The following is a 24,821-nucleotide window of genomic DNA, read 5'->3' on the forward strand; positions in this document are numbered from 1 at the left end:
GTTGAAGGCAGCCATCCCCAGGGCTTGAGCTCATCAGGATTTCCGGCTGCTCTGCGAAGGACAGCTTGGCCTTTCTCTATCAGCGCCTGAAGTGCATTCTGTATAGAACGTCCATTGGCAATGAATAGCTTATTGTTGCAGGTGCGCAACTGCTTTATCGTTTCAATGCCTATATAGTTAGTTATTATATTGCAATTAAACAGTGAAGTTACCAAAGAGACCATAGTAAGCAGTGCAGCATATGCAGTGATATTTGCGACTGGCTTTGCGCCTAAGCAGTTCCCAATTGGAAATAGAAGCACTAAGACGCCGTGCTCAACAAATAGATGATGAAAAGAAACAATCGCTGATTAAAAATTACAAACAGATAATGCAAGATCGTTTTTTTTGTATTATTTTTTTATTAAATTCACATTTTTTAACGATAAGGATGTTTAGTAACAAAACATATTATTATTAATTACATATTGATCTTTCAAAAGGTCCCTTAAGTACTTTGAGTTAATGACAAAACAAAATACAACGGACATTCTTCATGTTTTTCAGTTCAATCTATATAGACTATTTGTAACAGGTCAAAGGGCAGGATATAATTTACTTGTTATTACTAAGTAATCGTTGCTTAACGACTAATAAAGGGGAGTTCATATGTACAGAACAGTTCAAGATTTTCTAGGTGAATGGGCACGTGCTTCTGCAGGGACAATTAGCGTTCTTGAATCGCTTACCGATGAAAAATTAGATCAGGTAATTGTTGAAGGTCACAACTCATTGGGATGGTTAGGTTGGCATTTGGCAACCTGTCCGATGTTCTTTGGTGGTCAGGTAGGTTTAACTCTTACTCCAGTAGGCAATCCGAAGGAAGTTCCGGCTCATGCGGCTGTGATTGTTGAAGCTTATAAGAATATTGCAGCTAATATTGCTTCTGAGGTAGAGAAATTAACGGACGAGCAAATGGTTGAGAGTGTACAGACCTTTGCTGGATTAATGCCTCGTGGTGCTATGCTTAGATCGCTCATAGATCATCAGACACATCATCGTGGTCAAATGACAGTTCTCTTACGTCAAGCAGGCCTTCATGTACCTGGAGTAATTGGTCCTACTAAGGAAGAACAAGCTCAAGCGAAATAGTTACTAATGCTTGTTGCTGTAGGACATGGATGCCAGATGGAAGTATTGTTTATACTATGTGGCACCATACCTAATAAGGCTAATCTAGAGGTAGATTGGCGACTATAGATGGCACTGCGAAAGTAAATCTCGTTTCCCAGACGTTTGTCTTGGGAACGAGATTTTTTGTTGTCGGATGGAGTCCTACCTATAATCGCTAAAGGATGAGTCGCTGCTTGTGGAACCTGCGGAATCAAGGATCTGCTAAGCAGTCGGAAGGGCGAGTTGGTTTGGCCGAACGCTAATATGAACCTGCTTTGCCCTCGGACGGTGCTGACGACCACCCTTGAGTTAGGAATTCATTGGCTCGCGTCGGCCGTATATGGTTCTCCTTCAGAGGGGGCTTGGGATATACAGGTTGATCAAGCTGATGAGATCCTCAAACATTCACCTGAGCAGTAAATTTTTATGATTTTAACTTTTAATTATTGAGATATTTTTCAAAAGTTTTCTTAGATGGACATTTATGCTATAGTACTTTATCTAGTCATTTACAGATGTATTGATTCAGCAGGCGATGGATAAACTGACTTTTGGCAAAACTAGAAATACTGACATCTATAAAAAGAAAAGAAAGGCAGGAACTCCTTATGGACAACGGCAATTTGGCTACGTGGATACTTTCACTTGTTATGATTATAAACATATTGCTCTCTGCTGGTTTTTTATTTTTTGAGAGGAGAGATATTGGTTATACGTGGGCTTGGCTTATGGTCTTTTATTTCATCCCCATTTTGGGCTTTATTATTTATCTCTTTCTTGGTCGTAATTTAGCAAAAAAGAATTTCTTTGGCCTTTCAGCTGAAGAAAGTAAATATCTACAATCAGCTGTAGATCATCAATTTGCCACATTGAAGGATCAACTCGAGGATCAGAACCCTTTGTTCACGAAATATGGTGATTTAATTCATATGAACCTTGTTTCATCGAATGCGCTAATGACAACAGACAACGAGATATTTATTTTTAACGATGGTAAACAAAAGTTTGATTCTTTGTTTAATGATATCAGAAATGCCAAGAAAGAAGTTAACATTCAATATTACATAATCCAGCCTGATGCCTTAGGGACAAAATTAAGAGATGAATTAACCAAAAAAGCTAAAGAAGGCGTAAAAGTTAGGGTTCTCTATGACGAAATCGGCTCAAAGAGACTTTCTCTTAAGTTTTTTAAAGAACTACTTTCTGCTGGTGGAGAAGTGGAGGTATTCTTTCCATCACTGCTTAGACCTATAAATTTTCGTATGAATAATCGAAATCATAGAAAATTATGTATTATCGATGGGGAAATTGCTTATATTGGTGGGTTTAATGTGGGAAATGAATACTTAGGTATAGATAAAAAGTTTGGTTATTGGCGGGATACACATTTTAGAATGAAGGGAGATTCTGTTAATCAGATTCAAGGAAGATTTATCCTGGATTGGAAACATGCCCGGAAACACGAACAGGTAAGCTTCGATCAATTTTCCTTTAATACTGAAGGTCATGTCGGATCAAGTCCCGTTCAAATTGTGTCTAGTGGTCCTAACTCGCTGGTTGAGCATCTTAAAAATATGTATATTAAGCTTATTTTAAATGCCAAAAGGAGTATATATATTCAAACGCCATACTTCATTCCAGATAGAAGTTTTATGGATGCATGTAAAATTGCACTCCTATCTGGCGTTGATGTCCGGATTATGATACCTAATAAGCCTGATCATCCTTTTGTTTATTGGGCCACTTGGGCATATGCTGGGGAATTATTGAATTATGGAGCGAAAATTCTGTTATATGAAAATGGCTTTTTACATGCCAAGACGATTGTAGTAGATGAAGAAGTAGCATCTGTAGGGACAATGAATATTGATTCCCGGAGCTTTAGACTCAATTTCGAAGTTAATGCAATAGTATATGATAAAAAAGTTGCTAAACAACTTCAGGAATTGTTTCAAGAAGATAGCAAGTTAAGTACAGAACTTACTTCTGAACGTTATAAAGAAAGGTCCCTTATGATCAAATTTAAAGAGGGGATTTCTCGTCTATTTTCACCGATCTTATAAACACCCCAAACTATATACTCCGTACAAAAGGCGAACTGTAGATATATGAATCTACAATTCGCTGCGGGGTAATGATTCATTTATACTGGATGTCGCTTTACACCATACCCTGTTTTGACTTCATGCACTTAAGATTGTATGTGCGACCGTATGCTTTTGCATATCTGACGATTCGGTCAATCATGTTGGTGTCTTTCAACTTCGTAAACGGGCAAGGATCGGGAGCAGTATTCACTTCCAAGATCCATGGCTTAAGGCGTTGATCCAAGGCAATATCCACCCCGATTTCCTGAAGGCCGGGATAGGAAGTGCTTAGTTGTCTGGCGGACTTCACTCCAATTTGCTTCAGGGATCGGATCAATGCTTTACAATTCTCTGCGTTTGTGTAGGCGTTCAACAATTCCTCAACCGGATAAATCGTCCCTCCTTGACTCCCGTTTGTAACCACTTTGCGAGGATGCGCTACGCGTCCTGCAACCCCTGTAGCTTCCCACCCGCTCTTAGCATTTCGCTGCACCATCACCCGGATATCGAATGGGCGGCCATCGTAAACCAAAAGACGGATTCCCTTCTGTACTAAATAGGACTTCCCCATCGTCTCTTTAAAGATTGCTCGATATGCTGTGTCGTAATCAGGAGATTTGTGCACATGTGTACCGGATTGATAGCTGTATTGTGCGCGTACGAGTTCAACCCGTATCACGCCCTGTCCTAAAGATCCGCAGCAAGGCTTAATGTACACCATCTTATGTTTTTGCAGCATCTCATAGAGTGTGTTCTTATTCATTTTTCTCGTAACCGGGACATGTTTATTTAACTCTTGGTTTCTAACCAGCACCCTTGTCTTCGTGAGTTTATTGGATATACGCCTTATTGGCTCCTTCATGTTGTCCCTCCGTTCAAAATATCTATAGGCTATATTACGGAAAAGCTCAGCTTTTGACTGGGCAACCGCAGAATATTAGAACACACCGAAAGAACTCTACATATGAATATTGGAGGGATAGGTATTTATCTAATTGGGCTGCATCATGCGGCCAACAGGAGGCGGCCATGATGCTGCTCGACAAATTGATGGATAAGGTGCTTGAAGTAATCGAGATATTTTCCTGGTACAAGGAGCTGATCGGCGGCGAAAGAACGAATTATAGCTTAGAGACTCTTCCGTTTATGACGTCGACAACGCTAGAAGCCTATTATTATAATCAACCCACTGATCCTTCTTGGACCGTATACAGGACGTCGGGTACAAGCACTGGCCGTCGAAAAGCCATACTTTACTCTGAGGAAGACGAAAAGCACTATATAGATATTAAAACGAAGCTGTTCGGTGATCTTATTGCGGGAAGCGGATGCGTTAGAGCTTTGGCGGATATGGGTACTGGGCATGCAGCGAACACTGCGCTGTCCATTTTTGAGCGGTTAGGATTGGAACATTGTTCAATTCCCTTCGAATTGCCGATTGAGCAGCATATTGAACAGCTTCAAACCTTCAAGCCTGACCTACTGTACACAATGCCTTCCATCCTTGATCATATCGTACATGCTACTGGAGATCCGCGCGTTTTTGGAATCCGCAAGATTATTTTGGTTGGGGAAATCGCCTCATTAGGGTGGCAGCGGAATATGGCCCGTCTGTTCGGTCTTGAACCGCGCGACATCATTGATACGTATGGCTCCATTGAACTTGGCACGATTGCTTATTATTCCCATGATCTTGGCAGGTACATTTTTGCTGATGGGATTTTTGCGGAAGGGATCGGGGCGCAGGAGATTGGCGAAGAACTAAGTCCGCTTAGTAATGACGAAAGTGTTCTTGTTCTTACCTCAACTGTCCGCAAAATGCTGCCAGCTATTCGTTTCGTTACCTATGACGTTGTAAGGGACTTCAGACCTGTGATGATAGGTGGCGTAGAGAAGCAGAGCTTTGAATCCATTGTTAAACGAGTGGGCCGGGAGCTGAAGCACGGGGAGAAAATCAGTCTGTACGATATCGAGCAGGTTGTATACCGTCATATAGAAGATGCGATCATCCGGGTAAAAGTAAGGAACAATGCGCTGACCGTTTATATCAAAAGTAAATCTGCGGTTAACTCCATTGTTCCGGCGATCAGAGAGGAAATTAGGGAGTGTATTCCAGAAATCGGTATGATGATTCGAAACCATTTGCTTGATGATATTGAAGTAATTATAGTAGCCAAAGACGAGCCGATGGACAGTGGGCAGGTTAAGAACAAAAAGCTATATTACCAGAAAGACAAAGATCGAGTAGACGTGGACTTCACTGACGGTATTTTGTCGACTATCGGAAATACGCCCTTAATCAAGCTGAAGAGCTTGTTCTATAAAAGTGAATTTGAGGTCTACGCAAAAATGGAGCTGATGAACCCGGGAGGAAGCGCCAAAGATCGTCCCGCCCTGCGGATGATTCAAGAGGCATGGAAGGAAGGAACAATAGGCCCGGGAACTACCATCATTGAATCGAGCTCTGGAAATATGGCGATCAGCTTGGCAATGATTTGTAAGTATTTAGGGATGCGTTTTATTAGCGTTATTGATCCTAGAACCACGGAAACGAATCTGCAAATTCTGAAGGCCTTGGATGCTAAAATCGACTATGTCGCCCTTCCCGATCCCGTAACAGGTGAGTTTCTTCCTGCTAGGCTGAAACGTGTGCAGCAGTTATTGACGGAAATACCGGGCAGCTACTGGCCGAATCAGTATGCGAATGCAAATAATTATTTAGCCCATTACCATACGACAATGAAAGAAATCGTGACTGATCTTGAACGAGTGGATTATTTATTTTGCAGCGTTAGTACATGCGGCACCATTCGGGGCCTAGCGGAATACGCAAGAGATCACGGACTTCGGACCAAGATCGTGGCTGTCGATGCAGAGGGGAGCGCCATTTTTGGCGGAAATAAGGGAATACGGCGATTCCCAGGACTGGGGGCCGGCATCGTGCCACCCTTCTGCAGAACAGATCTAATCGATCGTATCGTGCATGTCTCGGATTCCGATATCGTAAAAGGTTGCCGGATGTTGGCACAGAAAGAATCCATCCTGGCAGGCGCATCCTCCGGTGGAATCATTGCGGCCGTTAAGCAGATGGAGCCAGAATTGACTTCGGGAGCTGTCTGCGCAGTCATTCTGCATGATAAGGGAGAGCGTTACCTCGATACCGTATACTCTGACTCATGGATTCAGAGCCAGTTCGGACGGGAGCTTTTGACTGAAGGCGGCGATGCCCCTGAGATGTAAGAAAGGATATATTTCGCAAGGAGGCGACGGTATGCTGTACTTAAATGATCGAGATATACAATCAGTAGGTGTGGATTGGCCTACTCTTGTGGAGTCGATAGAAACTGCTGTGGGTATCATTGATTCAGGCGATTACGTGCAGCCGGTAAAGCCTTACCTAAGGTATAAGAATCCACAAAACCGGATAATTGCAATGCCCGCCTACGTAGGGGGAGAGGTCAACGCAGCGGGGATCAAGTGGATTTCTAGCTTTCCGGATAATATTCAGGCCGGTCTTCCCCGCGCGCATAGCATTATTGTATTGAATGACCCAAGTACAGGCCAGCCCTCAGCCGTCTTGAACTCGCCGCTCCCCAGTATCGTAAGAACTGCTTCCCTCAGCGGACTGATGATCCGTTACTTTATGCAGGCGCGTTCTGTGGAACGGATTCATCTCGGTATTATCGGTTGGGGCCCTATTGGGCAGTATCATACTCAAATGGTTACGGCTCTGTACGGAGATCGAATCGAACGTATCCGAATTTTTGATATCAAGGGCGTAGATTTATCAGGGATATCCTCTCTTTATAGAGATAGGATGGAAGTGGCAGAGACGTGGGCGGATGTTTATCAGCATTCGAATATCTTCATTACTTGTACCGTATCAGAACATCGGTATATCGATCTTCCTCCTGAAAAAAGGAGTCTTCTGCTGAATGTTTCACTGCGTGATTATAAGCCGGAGGCGTTAGCTTCGGTAAAAGCCATTATCGTCGACGATTGGGATGAGGTGTGCCGCGAGAATACAGATATCGAACAGCTTCATTTGGAGCAGGGGCTAACTCGTACCGACACCCAGATGATTTCCGATGTCGTCTTGCGCCACAGCCTAGCTGAATTCGGCGAAGATGAACCGATCTTCTTCTGCCCGATGGGGATGGCCGTCTTCGATATCGCTATAGCGGTGTATTACGTGAACAAAGCAAGGGAAATTGGGATAGGGACCGAGCTAGAGTTAGGGTGAGAGCAATTCTATCCATTGTAAAACGATAACCCGCTTATAGAGCGGGTTATTCCTTATTTCATGCATCAGCTGAAGCAAGTCTGGATGAATTTGCTTAGCAACAGCATCAAGTTTACACCGGAAGGAAACTAAGCTGTCGCTTGCAGTGCCCCCTAAGTGAAATTAAGGGGTTTTGTAATCCTGGGAATGCCGTACGCCATGCATGATGAAATCCTTGAATTGTCGGTCCATTGCCCGGTCTTCCTCCGTAACCACACCGCCCCGCTGATGAGTAATAATAACGGCTTTTTGTAAATACATGAAATACAGGTGGGTGGACTTCTGCAGAATGTTCAGCCACTTATTTTTTTCCTCCGGAGCCACTGCTATTGTCTCAAGCAGTATAAGCCGCGAATACCAGCCTTCCATGGCCTTCTTAAAATCAGACAGTTCCGCAGGATTCTTAGAAAGGGTGCTGTAGTAAACTCCAAAAATGGCATCATAGTAAATCAGTGACTCCTGATGATCTCTTAGCGCCAAATATTTATCCAGAATGTTCTCCAGTGACTGTACCGGCTGTTCAAAATCAAAATCAAACAGTAGCTGTCCAAACATCCGCTCCAGGTTCTCGACATAGATTTGAGCGGCTAACTCTTCTTTGTCCTTATAATGATGATACAAAGTGCGCCGGGAGACACCGGCTTGTTCCGCAATCTGAGCCATATCAGTGCGCTCAATACCTTGAGCACAGAACAAGCTAAGCGCTGTATCCTTAATGATCTCCCTCGTCATTTGCATCTGCTTTTCACGCAAATTCATTGATTTTCTCTCCTGTCATGTGCGAGTATTTCGTTAATTCTACGCTATTTCTGAGCTGGCTCCGACGTCATGAGGAACTTGCTGCCCACTGAATAGGGTTTCTGATGGTTGACCGCATCACCTAACCAATTCAGAAGCTTCACCCCATCCTGCTCAGCCTGAAAGAAGGTCTCTCTGGTTGCAAAAGTGTGCGGGGTTGTACCCTTCGTAGCATTCAGTCCATAGTCGGTCAGATAGTAATAGTAATTAGGATGAGTGGCGGCCAAAGAAGATACAGAATGGCGCATTTCCTGTGACCATTCATTAATGATGCGTTGATCCCTTGGTCCCTTGTAATCGTTGATATTGTTCTGAAAATGGATCAGTATCTCGTCAAATACCGAGTAGGATTGCAATATTACCGCACCCGCAGGCAGTAGATGACCGTTCGCTTTAAACGCTGCCCCGATGATATCCGCTTCGGGGGTATACCCAAAGTTCTTAACGAAGTCTGCATGCCATTCCTTATTCACAACATTTGGCCACTTGTCTGATTTCAGGAAGGAACTGTCTGAATATTGGAAGATCTCGGAGTCTTTGTAATGAGAGGCGATCTCGGGAGCCCAGAAAGCGGAACCGAATCCGCCAGCACTTTCGCCAGCAATCAGTAGTTTGCCGGGCTTATCCACGTTGGCATAAATCCAATCGAGGCTGCTTCGCACATTATTGCTACCGTTATAACGCATAGTAAAGGTGCTGCCGTCATCTTTTTTATATTCAACTGTGCGGTTGCCGATATGGAAATCACCGGTCGAATAGGGAAGGTAGACCACATTCCAGCCATGAAAAGGATTGGCAGGGTTATCTGTATCCATCATACCCCTCAGCAATGTCAGCATATAGAAGGGGATGTTGGGGAAATAGTTGCCTGTATCTCCACCTTTAATGAAGTTCATGAGCTTGATTGGGTGTGCGGCGCTTTGGGCATCCCAACTAGCCCCTCCCCCGGAAAAGAAGATGATCCAGTTATTAGTTTCGCCCATTTTATTCCACATAAAATACTCTGATCCATCACTTGAAATGACATTTCCATCCAGCTTGACTTTATTCCACTCGTAAGGCTTCACTTCCGTGATTACGGGGGTGGTGGTCGCCGGTTTCTTGATCACAAAAGCGCTAATCGCAAGAATAGCAATCAAAACAAGGCTCAATAATCCAATGCCTGTGAATATTGTGATTTTCCCCATTCTTCTCATATACATCTCTCCCTTACTCAGAGTATACGATATGTTAACTAGTTGCGCAATGTGTATACTTAAATGCGAATAGACAATCGTGAGAGAATATAAACGGGGTGTCCTCGCAGCCTTTTATCCATGGCTACAGGGACACCCCGATTTTGTATGTTACTTCATTTAATTAGCTGCAATTGTTTAATAGGTTTAGCTAAATGGTTATGGTTCTACACTTCGATTTCAAATGTTCTAATTTCGTAAGGTTCAAGTACAAAGGTAATGACAGGTTCAGTGTGAACCTCACCCTCAGGGCGCTCCATAAGATTGCACTCTTGCCATGAAATTATATTCAAGTCGCTCGTCATATCAATCTGCTGGCGGCTTCCAGAATAGTCGTGAACACGTACGATTAATTTGTGTCCATCCTCAGATTTCTTAAGGGCAGATACCATAACCGTATTCGTAGAAAGACGAATCATGGACTTTGTTTCTACTTCAGCTTGCCCCTTGGTGCTCCGCAGTGGATTGTTGATGGACCAAGCTTGACGGACGGTATCACCTTGTAGCCAATCCCCAGTATGAGGCAGGATAGAGTAGGTGAATGAATGTTCGCCTTGATCTGCTTCAGGGTCAGGGTGTGTTGCCGATTTGATTAGGGATAAACGCATCACATTATCCTTGATGTCGTAGCCATATTTGCAGTCGTTCAGCAAACTAACGCCATAACCACGATCAGATAAATCTGCCCACTGATGACCCACGGTCTCGAATCTAGCGTAATCCCAGCTAGTGTTCCAGTGCGTTGGACGCTTAACATTACCGAACTGGATATCATAAGTGGCTTCGGTAGCTCGTATCGCTACAGGGAAGGCTACTTTCATTAGCTGTTTTTTCTCATGCCAGTCTACCTTCGTCACGAAGTCGATACGACGATGTTGTGCGTGCAAGATCATTTGCTGTTTAATCGTGGAATCCATATAGTTCCATGTGAATTGCACAATACAACGCAATGAACCATTCTCTATGACTTCAATGCTATGGCAGTCGGTGACTTCGCGCATTTTTTGCTGATAGTAGATGTCGATGTCCCAAGCTTCATGTGCTAGGGGTTTATCCTCAAACACTTGGAACACGTTACCGTGACTTCCATTAGCTAATACTTGACGCTGTTCGTGTTTATCATAGATGGATGATAATTGACCTTGCTCGTTCCACGCTATTTCGAGGTGAGGCGTTGAAATTCCTGATTCATTCAGCTTGAATGGAGTGCTTAGTGGCTCAGAATTCACATCTTCTACGAAGGAGATGGTGGTGTATCCGAGAGAAGGAATGTCGGACACTTCAATGATCCAACGGTCACCTTCTCGTTGAGCTTGTAATGGTTTACCTTCTGAACTTATCCAATGTCCTTTTTCCATGTCAGACTCAATAGCGATTTCTACGAGCTCGGTCAATTCCCAAGAAGCATTGTTCCAGATGGTATATTTACCGGCTTCATTTCCGTTCACAAGTGCCTTTGTAGATTGTTCCCATACAGATTGACCAATGGCTTCGGCTTGAGCATATTCAATCGTACTGTCTTCATACACTTCACGAATCGAAGAGCCCGGAATAATATCATGGAATTGGTTACGCAAAATAATTCTCCAGCCTTCGTCTAGATCGGTCTGACGATAGTTCGACCAATCTTCAGACACCACACTTTGGAGTGCATTTAGCCATTCCGCCTCACGGTATAGCAGTTCAAGCTTGCGGTTCATCCGCTTATTGTAGGCTTGGCTTGTGTACGTGCCACGGTGATATTCTAAGTAAAGCTCACCATCCCATACATGGACATAACGATCTGTATTAGCAACGGTTTCTTGCAGGTTACGGAAGTAGTCTCCCGCTGTTCCTGTTTCAATTTTCGGTAGACCTGGGAGATCGTTGAGCCTGCGGCGCATCTCTAGCATTTCACGGTTAACTCCGCCGCCACCATCACCATATCCGTAAGAAAGTAATAAATTGCGATTTACTTCTTTATCCCGATACGTATCCCAAATACCTTTTACAGTCTTAGGAATGATACGGCCATTATAGGTGTAGAACCAAGAATCTTCTTCAGACCAAGGCTCTGGTGTTGTAATAAAGTGTGTTAATACTTCAGTGCCATCAATACCACGCCATTGGAAGGTATCATGTGGCATGCGGTTGTATTGATTCCAGCTAATTTTCGTGGTCATGAACGTATTAATTCCTGATTTTTTTAGAATTTGCGGCAAGGACCAGCTGTAGCCAAATACGTCTGGCAGCCATAAATAGTCACATTCGACACCAAATTCGTTACGTAAGAAGCGAGTTCCATAGAGTAATTGACGGACAAGAGACTCTCCTGAAGTTAAGTTGCAGTCTGCTTCGAGCCACATGCCACCACCAGCTTCCCAGCGTCCTTCAGCAACACGTTCACGAATCTTCTCGTAGATTTCTGGATAATCATTCTTGATGTATTCATAGAGCTGAGGCTGAGTCTGTAAAAAAGTATAGTCAGGGAACATTTCCATCAGACGAAGTACGGTTGAGAAGGAACGCGCACATTTCTCACGAGTGTGCTTCAATTGCCATAACCAAGCGACATCAATATGGGTATGACCAATACAGGTAACTGTAACTGGCGAAGACTTCTCCATTTTATTAATTTCATCACGCAAATAATTGCGGGCTTCTTCGATCGAAGCGTAGAAGACATCGGAACCTGGACGAGACCAGTCGATCAGGAGAAACGAGCGGTCTACTGTACTCAGTAGCTGTGTATACTCTGGTGTTTTGGCATCGAGTACGTTCAGCGTCTCAACTACAGCAAGCGCGGTAAAGTAGAAATCATCCGTTGCTTCGTCCAGCCAACAAATTTCAGCCATACGAATGCCATGTGTTTGATCTTTCTTAGGGCCACCACCTTCAAGTCCTGACCATAACCGGAAGGTAAGTGGAAGCTGCGTACCTACCGTTTCATTCGGCAAGAACACTTCAGTGTGATTGGAATCTACACCTTGATAGGGCTTATCGTTGTAAAAGAACAAAGATTCAAAACCGGAGTTGTTTCCGGCACCCGTCTCGCCAAAATCAAATCGACCCAGTACTCTGCGTCCTGCCCAAGAGGCGGGTACGTCTATCTGTGTCGTTAACCATAAATACAAATCGCGACCTTTCCAGGTATCGCCAACCTTAAGCTTTGACCATTCTCCATCCTTGGGTGGTTCCGCTGCAATTTCACCTTGTTTGTCAATCATAGAGTTGAAAAAAGGAATGTGTATACGATCCCGGTAACGATATTCGGAAATCTCGTTTAGTTGGGAGTTGAGTTTACGTTTGGTTAGAAACATGAGTAATAGCCCTCCAATATGTTGATGGGGGACGAGGAAATTAAGATTTATGGGTGATTACAGGTTTGTTTGGGGGGTAGAAACCAACTATAGACGATTTTAAGCGAGATGTAAACTCATGATATATAAAAAATAATGTGAGTAGGAAAGATTTACATCTAAAAATGAATACGCTCCCATTGCACAAAAAGAAAGGTGGTGTTAAGCTTCTAATCCTAAAGGTGAGTTTTTGAAGGATGGTGAATTTGTTGAATGTAAAGAAATTTTATCAAAATCATTTACGAAAAAAACTGTTCAATAAAATTTTAGCTATATATTCTTCCATCATTATTATTACGTTAATAGCCTCTTCCATTACTGTGTATAAATACTATGACCAGACGATCACGCGTCAACATGTAGATGCTAATCGAGAGGTATTGGATTACGTGAGTTTATATATGAATCAGCAGTACGAAGGGATCCAATTGGCCATTCAGCAAATTTATAGTGATGCCTCTGTAAGTGAGGATTTGTCATACTTTTTGCAACATGATTATGGGGATTATCTTAAATATCGTTTAGATCAATTTGCGGAAATTGGGAGCTTTGTACCCCATACGTTCGATACTTATTTCAAAACGTATTTGAATCAGAAAAGTGGTATTTCTGACGTTATCTTATACAGCACAGAGAAAGAATTTTATTATTTATATAAAAATAATACACGACAACTCTACAAGAGAGATATAGATAGTTCTGAGCAAAAAGCACCCATACCCAAGAATGGATGGGTCTCGCATGAAAAAAAATTATTACTTAAGGAAATAAGGGAAGACAATAACAATTTGTATACGATGACTAGGGAAATTAAAGATCCGATTTCATTGAAAACGATCGGTATGCTCATTATAGATTTTGATGCTGAACTTATTTCAAAATGGCTTGGTACGAAAGGTACAGAGAATAATGGCCAAGTGTTGGTTCTAACACCAAGTGGTGACGTCATTTATGATTCGTTAGGAAAGTATATGGGACAGCAGTATCCGCATATGGCTGGTCTTTATTCAGACGGCTGGACTGCACTGGATGGATTGTCCAAGGTTAACTTAAATACAACGAATAGCTCAGGTCTTATTGTGGCAGGAATCATTCAGAAGTCGCAGGTCAATAAAGAAATGATTGTTGTACGAAATTGGATTATTGGGATTACGGCAGCACTAATTGTTGCGGCAATGTCCATTACATACGGAATCATTTTACGTTTCTCTAAAAAAGTGAAGATCATTGTCAAATCTATGAAGCGATTACAGGAAGGCGACTTAAGCACGCGTATTCACCTTAATCGAGAGGATGAATTGCAGCTTATTGCCAACAACTTTAACTATATGTGTGAACGATTAGAACTATACATTAATAAAGTTTACATTTCAGAAATTACGCAAAAAAATGCAGAACTCGTAGCTCTTCAATCGCAGATTAATCCGCACTTTTTATATAACACGCTTGAAGCTATAAGGATGCGGGCCATTTCGCAAGGCGCGAAGGATGTAGGTCAGATGATTTACATTTTATCTACGTTATTCCGAACCATGATTAAGAAAAGTATGGTTGTTACCATCGCTGACGAGATTGAATACTGCAACCTGTATCTTGAGTTGTTCCAGATTAGGCATAAAGATAAGCTCCAAATCGAGTCGCGAATAAGTCCAGTAGCTATGAATTGTTCTATCGTTAAACTGCTGATCCAGCCGATCATAGAAAATTATATTGTTCACGGATTCAGGCCCGACCGATTCGATAACCTAATACGTATTGAAGTTACTGAATTAGACGGGCGTATTCAAATTACTATATGTGATAACGGAAATGGTATTATTCCCAGCAAGCTAGTGGAGCTACAGAAAACGCTTCAAGTCAGTATGCGAATGGATGCACCGCCTTCCTCGCTTGGACTATGTAATGTGAATGAGCGAATTAAGCTTTATTATGGAACTGAATATGGATTAACGATTGCTAGTGAGATAGGTGAAGGAACAACAGTCATCATGAATATACCAGTGGTAAGGGAGAGTACTAAATAATGCACAACATACTTATTGTGGATGATGAACCTCTTATTCTTGAAGGATTACGTTCAGTGATCGAATGGGAAGATTATGGACTAAGAATCGCAGGGCAAGTGGGTAATGGAGAAGAAGCTTTAGAATTTCTGCATAACCATAACGAAGCCATAGACATCTTAATTACTGATATTATGATGCCAAAACTTACGGGACTTGAACTGATTCAACAAATCAAGAGTTTTGATTCAAAAATGAGATTTATTATCTTAAGCGGATATGAGCAATTTGAGTATTTAAAAGCTGGAATGAGTCTAGGCATTGAGAATTATATTCTTAAACCCATTAATATAAAAGAATTGGAATCAACCATTGAACAAATTGTTGAAGTCCTCAATCAAGAGGATGTTGAACAATTTCATGCTAAGGAGGATCAGCAAGTATTACGTAACAATATTCTGAACCGCTGGGTAACTGGAAACATTGATCGACAGGAACTACTGCATCGTTCAAAAGTGTTGAATATTTCGCTAGACTGTTCATTTTTTACTGTGGCTGCGATTCGGCTTATTACGGAACATGAAGAGGATGAGAGTCAACATAAACTGCACCCTAATCAACTTATGGAAGAATGTTATCGTATCGCTGTGCAGTCCGTAGCAGAGCGCGGAACGGTTATTGTATTTATAGATATGGAAGGTGATCTTGTTCTTATTATTGCTGAGTCGGCTAAAGATGAGAACAAAGAAGAGATTTATTGTGTGCTGGAACAAGTACAACATGAGATTAGGCATGAATTAGGAAAATCTGTCTGGATAACGATAGGCAGTAAGGAACATACTTTTCAAGAAGTACCTCAAAGTTATAAAAAAGCGAAGAGTTTATATGTGGATCATCTTATGCTGCCGGGCTACCCGATTATAGATGTGGATCAACTATCGAAGATGGTTTTACACGAGGAAAAGCTCGAAATTGATTATGAAGCATTTACTAAATTATTATTATCTGGAGAGCGTGAGGCGACGAACCAGTTTATCGCAGACACGTTTAAACAGCTGTTCGGTTGTGGCGTGATTACCCGCATGGATAATTACAACGTAGCGATTGAATTAATGCTGATCGCTAAGAAAATGGAGAAAAACTCTAATTTTAGTGCCGTGTTTAATCCCTTGCTACGCATCCACACCATTGAGCAGTTGCTTCACCATGTGCAGGAAAGTGTGAAAGAAACGCTGGACCAATTATCGTTAGTAAGTGATGAACTGAGCCCGAATATGAGATATATGGTTGATCAAGTAAGCAAACACTATAGAGAAGAGCTATCACTGAAAACGCTCAGTCAGCGAATGAATATGCATCCTAATTACTTGGGACAGCTATTTCAGAAGGAAATGGGACGAAGTTTTTCTGATTATGTTAACCAATTTCGAATCGAAAAAGCAAGACAACTGCTGCTTCAAACTACTTTATTAACCAACGAGATTGCAGCTGAAGTAGGGTATCCAGACCCAGCTTACTTCTATCGTCAGTTCAAAAAGTCAGTCGGTATATCTCCAACAGAACTCCGAAATATGTACAAAAAAGAAAAATCGTAGAATAAAGGAAATGTTCCCGGGTATCACGTTCAAGTGGGGGGGTCACGAACGTTGGTCACGAGAATATTTCCTTTTTTTTGTTCAAATATAAGTTTTACGAATGTCGTTTCTTCTTGGAATCTTTAATTATTACATATCATTCTGGAGTTTTTCAACTTTATGAAACCGCTTTTATAGCGCAGAATTAAAGATAGTTAAAGGGGCAAGGAAATAAGAGCGAAAGGGTATATGGGGATTGTTTGGGGATAGAGAAGGGGGATGTGGAATGATGTCTGCTTTTTTCAAAAGCTTAAATAAGGATAAAGTTCTGTGGTTTATGGTATTACCAGGGACAATATGGTTCCTAATCTTTTGTTACTTACCGATGTTCGGAACCATTATTGCATTTAAGGATTTCAAGATTCATCGGGACGGATTCTTTGCAAGCGTTTTAAATAGTAAGTGGGTTGGCCTTGAAAATTTCAACTTCTTGTTCTCGACGGAGGACGCCTATATTATTACAAGAAATACGATACTGTATAACGTGGCGTTGATCTCTCTAGGTTTAGTTCTTGCGGTGGGTATTGCGATCACCTTGAACGAACTTGTGAACAAACGGATGGCCAAAGTTTATCAAACGGCGATGTTTATGCCTTACTTCCTTTCTTGGGTTATTATTAGTTTCTTTACATTCAGCTTCCTAAGTGTAGATAAAGGGATCTTGAATCAAGTGATTGTGTACTTCGGAGGCGATCCTGTTTCCTGGTATGGGGATACTCGCTTTTGGCCTTATATCCTAATTTTCATGGGGATTTGGAAATCAATTGGTTATTCGAGTGTTGTTTACTTAGCAGCTATAGCGGGTATCGACAAGTCCTACTATGAAGCGGCTATGATTGATGGGGCCAGCAAATGGCAGCAAATTAAGTTTATTACACTTCCTTTGCTTAAACCTTTAATGGTAACGCTAACTATTCTAGCGATTGGTGGTATTTTTAGATCTGACTTCGGTTTATTCTATCAAATTCCTCGGGATTCCGGTGTTCTATACTCCGTAACGAATGTTATTGATACTTATATTTATCGAAGCATGAGTACGACAGGAAATCTAGGGATGAGTACAGCAGCCGGTTTATATCAATCCATCGTTGGATTTATTATGGTGCTTGTAACGAATTCTATTGTGAAAAAGATCAGTAAAGAAAACGCGATATTCTAGAAAGGAGTCATTGACGTTATGCAAGTATTCAAACGTAAGCAAAAAGAAGTCGACAACAACGCCATTACTCCTTTTTGGAATGTGGTACTCAATATTGTGATTGGAATTTTCGCTTTTACCTGTGTGTTTCCGTTCTTGTTTGTCATAGCCATTTCTTTTACAGATGAGAAAGTACTCGCTTTAAATGGATTTAGCTTAATCCCAGAAAAATTTAGTTTGGCAGCGTATCAGTTTATTTTTAACACAGGTGACCAGTTATTTCGTTCTTTTGGAGTTACGTTACTTGTTACTGTATTAGGTACGCTCATTAGCTTATTTCTAATTACAACTTACGCCTATGTTCTTTCTCGAAGATCATTTCGCTATCGTAACTTTTTTAGCTTCTTCGCCTTCTTCACGATGTTATTCTCAGGCGGAATGGTTCCGAACTATATTGTGGCCACGCAGTTTTTACATTTGTACAACACGATATGGGCTTTAATATTGCCAATAGCGATGAATGCCTTTTTCATTCTAGTGATGCGGACCTTCTTCCAAACTTCAGTGCCTGATGCACTCATTGAGGCTGCGAAAATTGATGGTTCAGGGGAGTTTCGGACATTCCTGCAAATTGTACTTCCGATTTCTTTGCCGGGGATTGCAACCATCGGATTGTTCTGTACGCTTGGCTATTGGAATGATTGGTTTAATGCGCTCCTGTATATTGATGATGCGAGTCTTGTGCCGCTCCAAGCCATGCTAATGCGAATTCAGAATAATATGGAGTTTGTCATACAAAATAGTATGCAAATGGGATCAAGCTTTGAGATTGCTGCCACATTGCCGACAGAGACTGTTCGTATGGCGATGGTTGTGCTGGCTACCTTGCCTATAGCACTAGCTTATCCGTTCTTCCAAAAGTATTTCGTAAAAGGTTTAACCGTTGGCTCTTTAAAAGAGTAACGCTACTAAGATGTATTTATTCGTATCGCTTGTACAGGAACGATATAAATAAAGATTTACTAATCTAAAGGGGGAAAATAGAAATGAAAGTGAAAAAAAGTTTAACGCTCGCTCTTGTAGGAACAATGCTTTTATCTGGCCTTCTTGCTGGATGTGGTTCGAATAATAATACAAATGCAGCCAAAGAGACAGATAGTTCAGCGGCAGCGGGGAATTCATCGGGATTAAAGCCATATGAGCTGAAGATGTATTTAATTGGTGGACCTCAGAAGGATTTGGATCTTGTATTAAAAGAAGTTAATAAATATACAAAAGAAAAAATTAATGCGACGTTGAACATTACGATGTTCGATTGGGGTGATTACGATAAGAAGATGCAAGTCATTACCGCCTCTGGTGAGCCTTATGACATTGCCTTTACATCTTCTTGGACGAATGATTTCCGTCGTAACGCAGCTAACGGAACTTTCTTGGGACTGAATGACCTGCTAGATAAGTATGGAAAAGAAACGAAGGAAGCTTTGGACCCACGTTTCTTAGAAGGAACTAAGATTAAAGGTGAAATCTATGGCGTTCCTGTAAATAAAGAGCTTGGACAGCAATGGGTATGGCGCTTCAATAAGAAATATGTTGATAAATACAAAATGGATATTTCCAATATTCGTACATTGGATGATCTAGAGCCGCTACTTAAAACCATTAAAGAGAACGAGCCTGCTGATATTACACCGCTAGCTGTTCCTAAAGGCTTTAAACCATTCATGCCATTTGACTATGTTCTTGGTGATGAACTACCTATTGGGGTCTATATGGATTCCAAAGATGGCAAGGTTATTAATATTCTTGAGACACCTGAACTTGCAACATCGTTAGATACGATGCGTAGATTTTACACAGCAGGTTACTTACGCCCAGATGTCGCGACACTTGATGGTATTGATAATATTAAAACAGGTAAATGGTTTGCAGATCGTGAAATCACACAGCCTTATGCAGAAAAAGGTTGGTCTCGTTCAGCAGGTTATGAAATTGTAACTTCGCCTATGCATGAGCCTTATGTGTATACACAGTCAGCAGCAGGTTCGATGCACGCTATTTCAGTAACATCAGGTGATCCTGAGCGCGCAATGATGTTCTTGAATCTCTTGAATACAGATAAATATTTACGCAATTTGCTCAACTATGGCATCGAAGGAACACATTATAAGAAAATTTCCGACAATGTCATTGAAGATCTGCCTGCAATGCAAGATAGTTATGCAATGCCTGGGTTCACGCTTGGAAATATGTATCTGACTTATCTGCACTCAGATGACCCTGCTGATAAATGGGATGCTTTTAAGAAGTTTAATGATTCTGCAAAAGAAGCCCCTACATTCGGATTTGCTTTTGATCCTACACCTGTAAAAACAGAAGTAGCGGCTATCAACAACGTAACTAAAGAATTTATGCCAGCTCTATATACAGGTTCTGTTGATCCTAAATCGTATCTGCCAAAAGCAACAAAGAAATTTAAAGAAGCAGGACTAGATAAAGTAATTGCAGAAATTCAAAAGCAACTTGATGAGTGGAATAAGACAAAGAAATAATGCAATGAAAGTAACAAAACGCCTACGATTAATCTAAAGGTAACACAAATAGGATTAGTGGAGACGGGCAGCTATGCTGCCCGTCTCTCTATCTATACTCATTTTTATCAAGAGGAGTGAGAATATGGAACAATTCAGACTTCCAACCATCTCTATGCCGAAGCTGCCGCTTCCACAAGCGATTCAAGAAGTGTTGAATGAAGCAGAGGAGAAATTAGCTCATCGACCTAAACTGTTGCAGCTCTTCAAGAACTGCTTTCCGAATACGCTTGAGACAACGACTAAGCTCATGGATGATGGAACAACATTCATAATTACTGGAGATATCCCAGCTTCTTGGTTGAGAGATTCTGTGGAACAGGTTATGCACTATGTGCCATTTGCTATGAACGATCCGGATCTTCAACGTATCATTGGCGGGTTAATCAAACGTCATATTGAGTATATTCACATTGACCCGTACGCCAATGCGTTTAATGAAACAGCGAATGATTGGCATTGGAGCACTAGCGATATTACGGAGATGTCCCCATGGGTGTGGGAGCGTAAATTTGAGATCGATTCCCTCTGTTTTTCCATGCGTCTGGCCTATGCCTATTGGAAAGAAACGGGGAAGACTGATATATTCGACGCTGGATTTAAGGCAGCAATGGTTAAAATATTCAACCTGTTCAGAACGGAACAGCGCCATGCTGAATTATCTCCTTACCGCTTTACGCGTAATAATGGAATTCCTGAAGATACGCTGCGCAACAACGGCCTTGGTATGCCTGTGAATTATACGGGGATGGTCTGGTCCGGATTCCGTTCGAGCGATGATGCTTGCGATTTCCATTACAACATCCCGGGGAATATGTTCGCTGTTGTTGCATTACGTCATATGCAGGAATTTGCAGAATGGGTATTCCGTGATCTTGAATTTCTGAGAGAGCTTAAGGCATTAGAAGCTGACATTGATCACGGAATCAAGCTGTATGGCATTTACCGTCATCCGAAATTCGGTCCAATCTACGCCTACGAGACCGACGGTTACGGCAATTACTGCTTGATGGATGATGCGGGAACACCAGGACTCATGTCGATTCCTTATCTCGGCTATGTCACGGCAGATGATGAGATTTACCAGAATACGAGACGCTTTGCTCTGAGCAAGGAGAATCCCTTTTATTTTGAAGGAACAGCAGCGAAAGGCATTGGCAGTCCGCATACCCCGAAAGACTACATTTGGCATATGGCATTATCCATGCAAGGTTTGACGGCTTCCACGAAGGAAGAGAAGCTGGAGATGCTTGCGATGCTAGAGGCAACAGATGCGGATACTGGCTTTATGCATGAAGGATTTCATGTCGATGACCCGAATATATTCACTAGAAAATGGTTTGCCTGGTCTAATAGTCTGTTCTCTCAGCTTGTGTATAAAATGATGAAGGATGGACTTCTATGAGCAGACCCGTAATCATATTCTATGATTCTGATTTTCCAATTTCTAGTCCGATCCCTAGCGATGCGATTATATCCATGCGTGAGTTTGGTACGATTGTGAACGGGAATCAGCTTGCAGCAGTGCTTAGGGAAACCGAAGGCGGCTGTTTCATCAACCTGCATGCACCCTATTTTCCGAAATCAACATGGATAGACATTCTTGAATATTTACAAAGAGGTGGCGGTCTGATCAGCATTGGGGGTGCGCCCTTCAAACAACCCGTTCGCTGGGAAGATGGGCAATGGCGTGTGGAAGCGGAGCAGACTTCTTATCATCAAGAGCTGTATATTCATGAGACACTACCTGTTGAATGTTCGCGCAACCAATCATTGCTTGCATCGGATGTCATTCCTCTGCTTAAGGGGCAAGAATCTCTTTTTCTAGAGAGTGCAGAGACATGGAATCTTGTGCCACATACGACGAAGACGAGTGATTTACCACATCAAATGGGATCGGCAGGTCCAATGAGCACACGGATTTACCCTCTTTTGAAGGGAATTACGCATGAGGGTCGGGAAACTTCTGCTCCAGTAGTTCTTTGGGAGAATACGATTGGTTTATTTGCAGGCTCACGCTGGCTGTTCGTAAATACGGCTGCAACGGCTTCTATATGGAAGGAAAAAGGGCTGTCCGCGATATCTGAGTGGGTTCGTTTCTGTAGTAAGGGTGTAACGGAAATGTGGGTTAAGCCGAACTACGCGTCATATGAGTCAGGAGAACGTGCTTCTCTGACACTTCAGATCCAGCAGCTTGACCGGGCAAAACCTTCTGTGAGAATTGAAGATATATGGAAATTTACAATTCATGTAGAGCATGAATCAGATCCGTCCATGCACTGGTCTCAGCAATTGGAGATGAAGGCTAATGCTGAACTTAACATTGTTCGTGTGCCTATTCCTCTGGAAATTAGGAGTGGTCTGTTCCAAGTTGTCTGCGAAGCGGAAGCCAGTGATGGTGAAATCCGAATTCTACGTCAAGGGTTCTGGGGGCATGCTCCTGAGCTGCTGGCAGCGGGTGAACCGGTTACGAGCGGAAGAGATTATTTCATAAAAGATGGGCGTCCGCTACCTGTTGTGGGTATGACTTATATGACGAGTGATGTGGCCCGTAAATTTCTATTTCTGCCGAACGTTGGGGTATGGGATCGCGATATGGGTCAGATGCGGAAGGCAGGGATTAACTGGATCCGCACAGGGATCTGGACGGCTTATCGTAATGTGATGCAAGACGACGGTCATATCTCAGAAGAGGTACTGCGGGCGATTGATGCCTTTATCATGACGGCGAAGAAGCATGATCTTCAGGTAACCTTTACGTTCTTCTCCTTCACACCGGAAACGTGGGGAGGGGTAAATCCTTATCTGGACCCACAAAGTGTAGAAGCTCAGAAGCGGTTCATTCGTTCTATTGTTTCTCGTCATAAAGAGTCTTCAAATGTAGACTGGGATCTTATTAATGAACCGTCGATGTTTGATCCGGTACGTATTTTCTCGGATGGCCCGAGTTCATGTCATGATCGCTTTGAGCAAGAAGCTTTCAGAGAATGGCTTCAGCATAGACATGGTGTGATCGAAGTGTTACAGGAACGTTGGAATATGACACCCGCACAGCTTCCGAACTTTGCATCGGCAGGGCTGCCAGAAGCGAAAGAGGTTAACTTCGATGTACAAGATATGCACAGTGGCAAGAGGGGTACACGTTGGCTTGATTATTGCTTGTTCTCCATGGATATGCATAACCGCTGGGTGAAGCAGTTATACGACACCATTAAGGAGAAATGTCCAGATCAGATGGTTACAGTTGGTCAGGATGAAGGGCTAGGTGCGCAGCGACCTTCGCCGTTCTTCTATGAGGAGGCGGTAGATTACACCACTGTGCATTCCTGGTGGTTCAACGACTATCTGGTGTGGGATGGCATCTTTGCCAAGACACCTAATAAGCCAAACCTAATTCAGGAGACTGGCGTCATGTATGTAGAAACTCCTGATGGTCGAGCTAAACGTTCGGAGTATGAACTGCGGAATCTGCTCGAACGCAAGTATGCTTATGCGTTTGGAACTGCTGGTGCAGGGGCCATACACTGGATCTGGAATACGAATTTCTATATGGATAATGCGAATGAGTCCCATATCGGAGCACTGAGAGCGGATGGAACCGAAAAACCAGAGGCGGACGTATCTTATGATTTCGGGAAGTTTATAAAAGGCATTCGTGATATATTTGGTGATCGTGAGCTGGAAGAGATTGCTGTGGTGTTTCCTTATTCGAACGACTTCTCTAACCGGAAGTTGGCTTTTGCTGCTACAACCGAGCTTACCCGTATTCTGTCGTATGAGCTTAAGATGCCTTTCAGGGGGGCTTCCGAATATCACCTAGATGATTTGGAGAACAATCCTGTGAAGCTTATTATGCTGCCAAGCGCGCATAACTTCGATGATGCAGCGATGGAAAGGTTGTTACACATCGTTGAAAAGACAGGTGCGGTACTGCTTGCCACTGGCCCGCTCGGTATTGATGCCTACTGGCACCGGTCGGAGCGCTTGAGTGATATTCTTGGCAAACGTGAATTGCGTAATGTGCGCCGCGAAGAAGTACTTAACCTTCAAGGCCAAGTACTACCCGTCTCTTTCGGTCACCGCCGGATTGCCGAGCTGGTGAAGGAAACGATGATTCACGAATCTGTCGGAATCGGAAGTTCTACCATAGATAGTGTCGTGAACATTCCGCTGGGTAAAGGTCGACTCATATGGAGTCCACTGCCAGTAGAATTGAACGACCGCAGTGATACTACAGCTGCACTGTACCGCTACGCGATGAATGTTGCTCGTGTGGAGTCTGACTTTGAGTGGATTAACGGTGGTGAATTAGCGGGCATTTATGGACGCAAATTGAGCTTTGCTACGGGTGGTCTCTTCACCTTCGTGTCGGAATATGCTCTGGATGTTAAGATCGAGGTGAAAGATTCAGCCACTGGCCGGACCTACTCGTTCGTGTTGGAACAAGAACGTTCTGTTCTCTTCGCTACGGATATTAAAGGAGATCTGCTTGGCGTTTATCGCCCGCAGGAAGTCGAGATCCATGTAACTTATCCACATCTACTACATTAAACATCTTTGTAG

The 24,821-nt window shown here is 42.5% G+C and carries 15 protein-coding genes and 1 pseudogene; 12 read left to right on the top strand and 4 right to left on the bottom strand.

Annotated features, from left to right (window positions below):
• The first annotated feature begins 648 nt into the window (after window positions 1-648).
• The 3 genes and pseudogenes from MHH52_RS10165 (at window position 649) to cls (ending at window position 3,215) form a co-directional block, all read left to right on the top strand.
• Window positions 649-1,131, top strand: a complete 483-nt coding sequence (locus MHH52_RS10165) for a DinB family protein (RefSeq protein WP_313641582.1) — start codon at window positions 649-651, stop codon at window positions 1,129-1,131.
• 225 nt (window positions 1,132-1,356) lie between these two features.
• Window positions 1,357-1,572 (top strand): annotated as a pseudogene (locus tag MHH52_RS10170) (hypothetical protein); the annotation flags it as partial.
• A 188-nt stretch (window positions 1,573-1,760) separates the two neighbouring features.
• Window positions 1,761-3,215: a cardiolipin synthase gene (cls, locus tag MHH52_RS10175; RefSeq protein ID WP_340009586.1), complete on the top strand. Its 1,455-nt coding sequence runs from the start codon at window positions 1,761-1,763 to the stop codon at window positions 3,213-3,215.
• A gap of 97 nt (window positions 3,216-3,312) precedes the next feature.
• On the opposite strand, the gene MHH52_RS10180 is transcribed toward cls, so the two are convergent.
• Window positions 3,313-4,101 carry a YheC/YheD family protein gene (locus MHH52_RS10180; protein ID WP_340008345.1) on the bottom strand — a complete coding sequence of 263 codons (789 nt, stop codon included), beginning with the start codon at window positions 4,099-4,101 and terminating at the stop codon, window positions 3,313-3,315.
• A gap of 167 nt (window positions 4,102-4,268) precedes the next feature.
• Between MHH52_RS10180 and sbnA the strand changes: the two genes are divergently transcribed.
• Both sbnA and MHH52_RS10190 read left to right on the top strand, forming a co-directional pair.
• Entirely contained in the window at window positions 4,269-6,479 is a 2,211-nt protein-coding gene (gene sbnA / locus MHH52_RS10185) for a 2,3-diaminopropionate biosynthesis protein SbnA (RefSeq protein ID WP_340008347.1), read from the top strand.
• Between the two features lie 31 nt (window positions 6,480-6,510).
• The gene (locus MHH52_RS10190) at window positions 6,511-7,482 is read left to right on the top strand and encodes a 2,3-diaminopropionate biosynthesis protein SbnB (RefSeq protein WP_340008349.1); all 972 of its coding nucleotides are present in this window, start codon (window positions 6,511-6,513) and stop codon (window positions 7,480-7,482) included.
• Window positions 7,483-7,644: 162 nt separating this feature from the next.
• Here MHH52_RS10190 and MHH52_RS10195 read toward each other — a convergent pair whose 3' ends face one another.
• The 3 genes from MHH52_RS10195 to MHH52_RS10205 form a co-directional block, all read right to left on the bottom strand.
• Window positions 7,645-8,280, bottom strand: coding sequence for a TetR/AcrR family transcriptional regulator (locus tag MHH52_RS10195; protein WP_340008350.1), 636 nt, complete (start codon window positions 8,278-8,280; stop codon window positions 7,645-7,647).
• 44 nt (window positions 8,281-8,324) lie between these two features.
• Window positions 8,325-9,515: a pectin acetylesterase-family hydrolase gene (locus MHH52_RS10200; protein WP_340008352.1), complete on the bottom strand. Its 1,191-nt coding sequence runs from the start codon at window positions 9,513-9,515 to the stop codon at window positions 8,325-8,327.
• A gap of 206 nt (window positions 9,516-9,721) precedes the next feature.
• Complete coding sequence (locus MHH52_RS10205) at window positions 9,722-12,853, bottom strand: alpha-mannosidase (protein WP_340008353.1); 3,132 nt, start codon at window positions 12,851-12,853, stop codon at window positions 9,722-9,724.
• Between the two features lie 248 nt (window positions 12,854-13,101).
• Here MHH52_RS10205 and MHH52_RS10210 point away from each other — a divergent pair, with 248 nt between their 5' ends.
• The 7 genes from MHH52_RS10210 to MHH52_RS10240 all read left to right on the top strand — a co-directional run bounded on the left by MHH52_RS10210 (window position 13,102) and on the right by MHH52_RS10240 (window position 24,809).
• Entirely contained in the window at window positions 13,102-14,916 is a 1,815-nt protein-coding gene (locus MHH52_RS10210; protein ID WP_340008355.1) for a sensor histidine kinase, read from the top strand.
• Entirely contained in the window at window positions 14,916-16,490 is a 1,575-nt protein-coding gene (locus MHH52_RS10215) for a response regulator transcription factor (protein ID WP_340008356.1), read from the top strand. The genes MHH52_RS10210 and MHH52_RS10215 overlap by 1 nt, the downstream gene beginning before the upstream one ends.
• A gap of 268 nt (window positions 16,491-16,758) precedes the next feature.
• Complete coding sequence (locus tag MHH52_RS10220) at window positions 16,759-17,688, top strand: ABC transporter permease subunit (protein WP_340009587.1); 930 nt, start codon at window positions 16,759-16,761, stop codon at window positions 17,686-17,688.
• An 18-nt stretch (window positions 17,689-17,706) separates the two neighbouring features.
• Window positions 17,707-18,630, top strand: coding sequence for a carbohydrate ABC transporter permease (locus MHH52_RS10225; RefSeq protein WP_313638841.1), 924 nt, complete (start codon window positions 17,707-17,709; stop codon window positions 18,628-18,630).
• An 83-nt stretch (window positions 18,631-18,713) separates the two neighbouring features.
• Entirely contained in the window at window positions 18,714-20,219 is a 1,506-nt protein-coding gene (locus tag MHH52_RS10230) for an ABC transporter substrate-binding protein (protein ID WP_340008358.1), read from the top strand.
• A 124-nt stretch (window positions 20,220-20,343) separates the two neighbouring features.
• A complete protein-coding gene (locus MHH52_RS10235; RefSeq protein WP_340008360.1) occupies window positions 20,344-21,663 on the top strand; it encodes a glycoside hydrolase family 125 protein in 1,320 nt (439 codons plus the stop codon).
• A complete protein-coding gene (locus tag MHH52_RS10240) occupies window positions 21,660-24,809 on the top strand; it encodes a beta-galactosidase (RefSeq protein WP_340008362.1) in 3,150 nt (1,049 codons plus the stop codon). The genes MHH52_RS10235 and MHH52_RS10240 overlap by 4 nt, the downstream gene beginning before the upstream one ends.
• Window positions 24,810-24,821 lie beyond the last annotated feature (12 nt).

This window comes from Paenibacillus sp. FSL K6-0276 (assembly GCF_037977235.1).
GTDB lineage: Bacteria > Bacillota > Bacilli > Paenibacillales > Paenibacillaceae > Paenibacillus_AQ.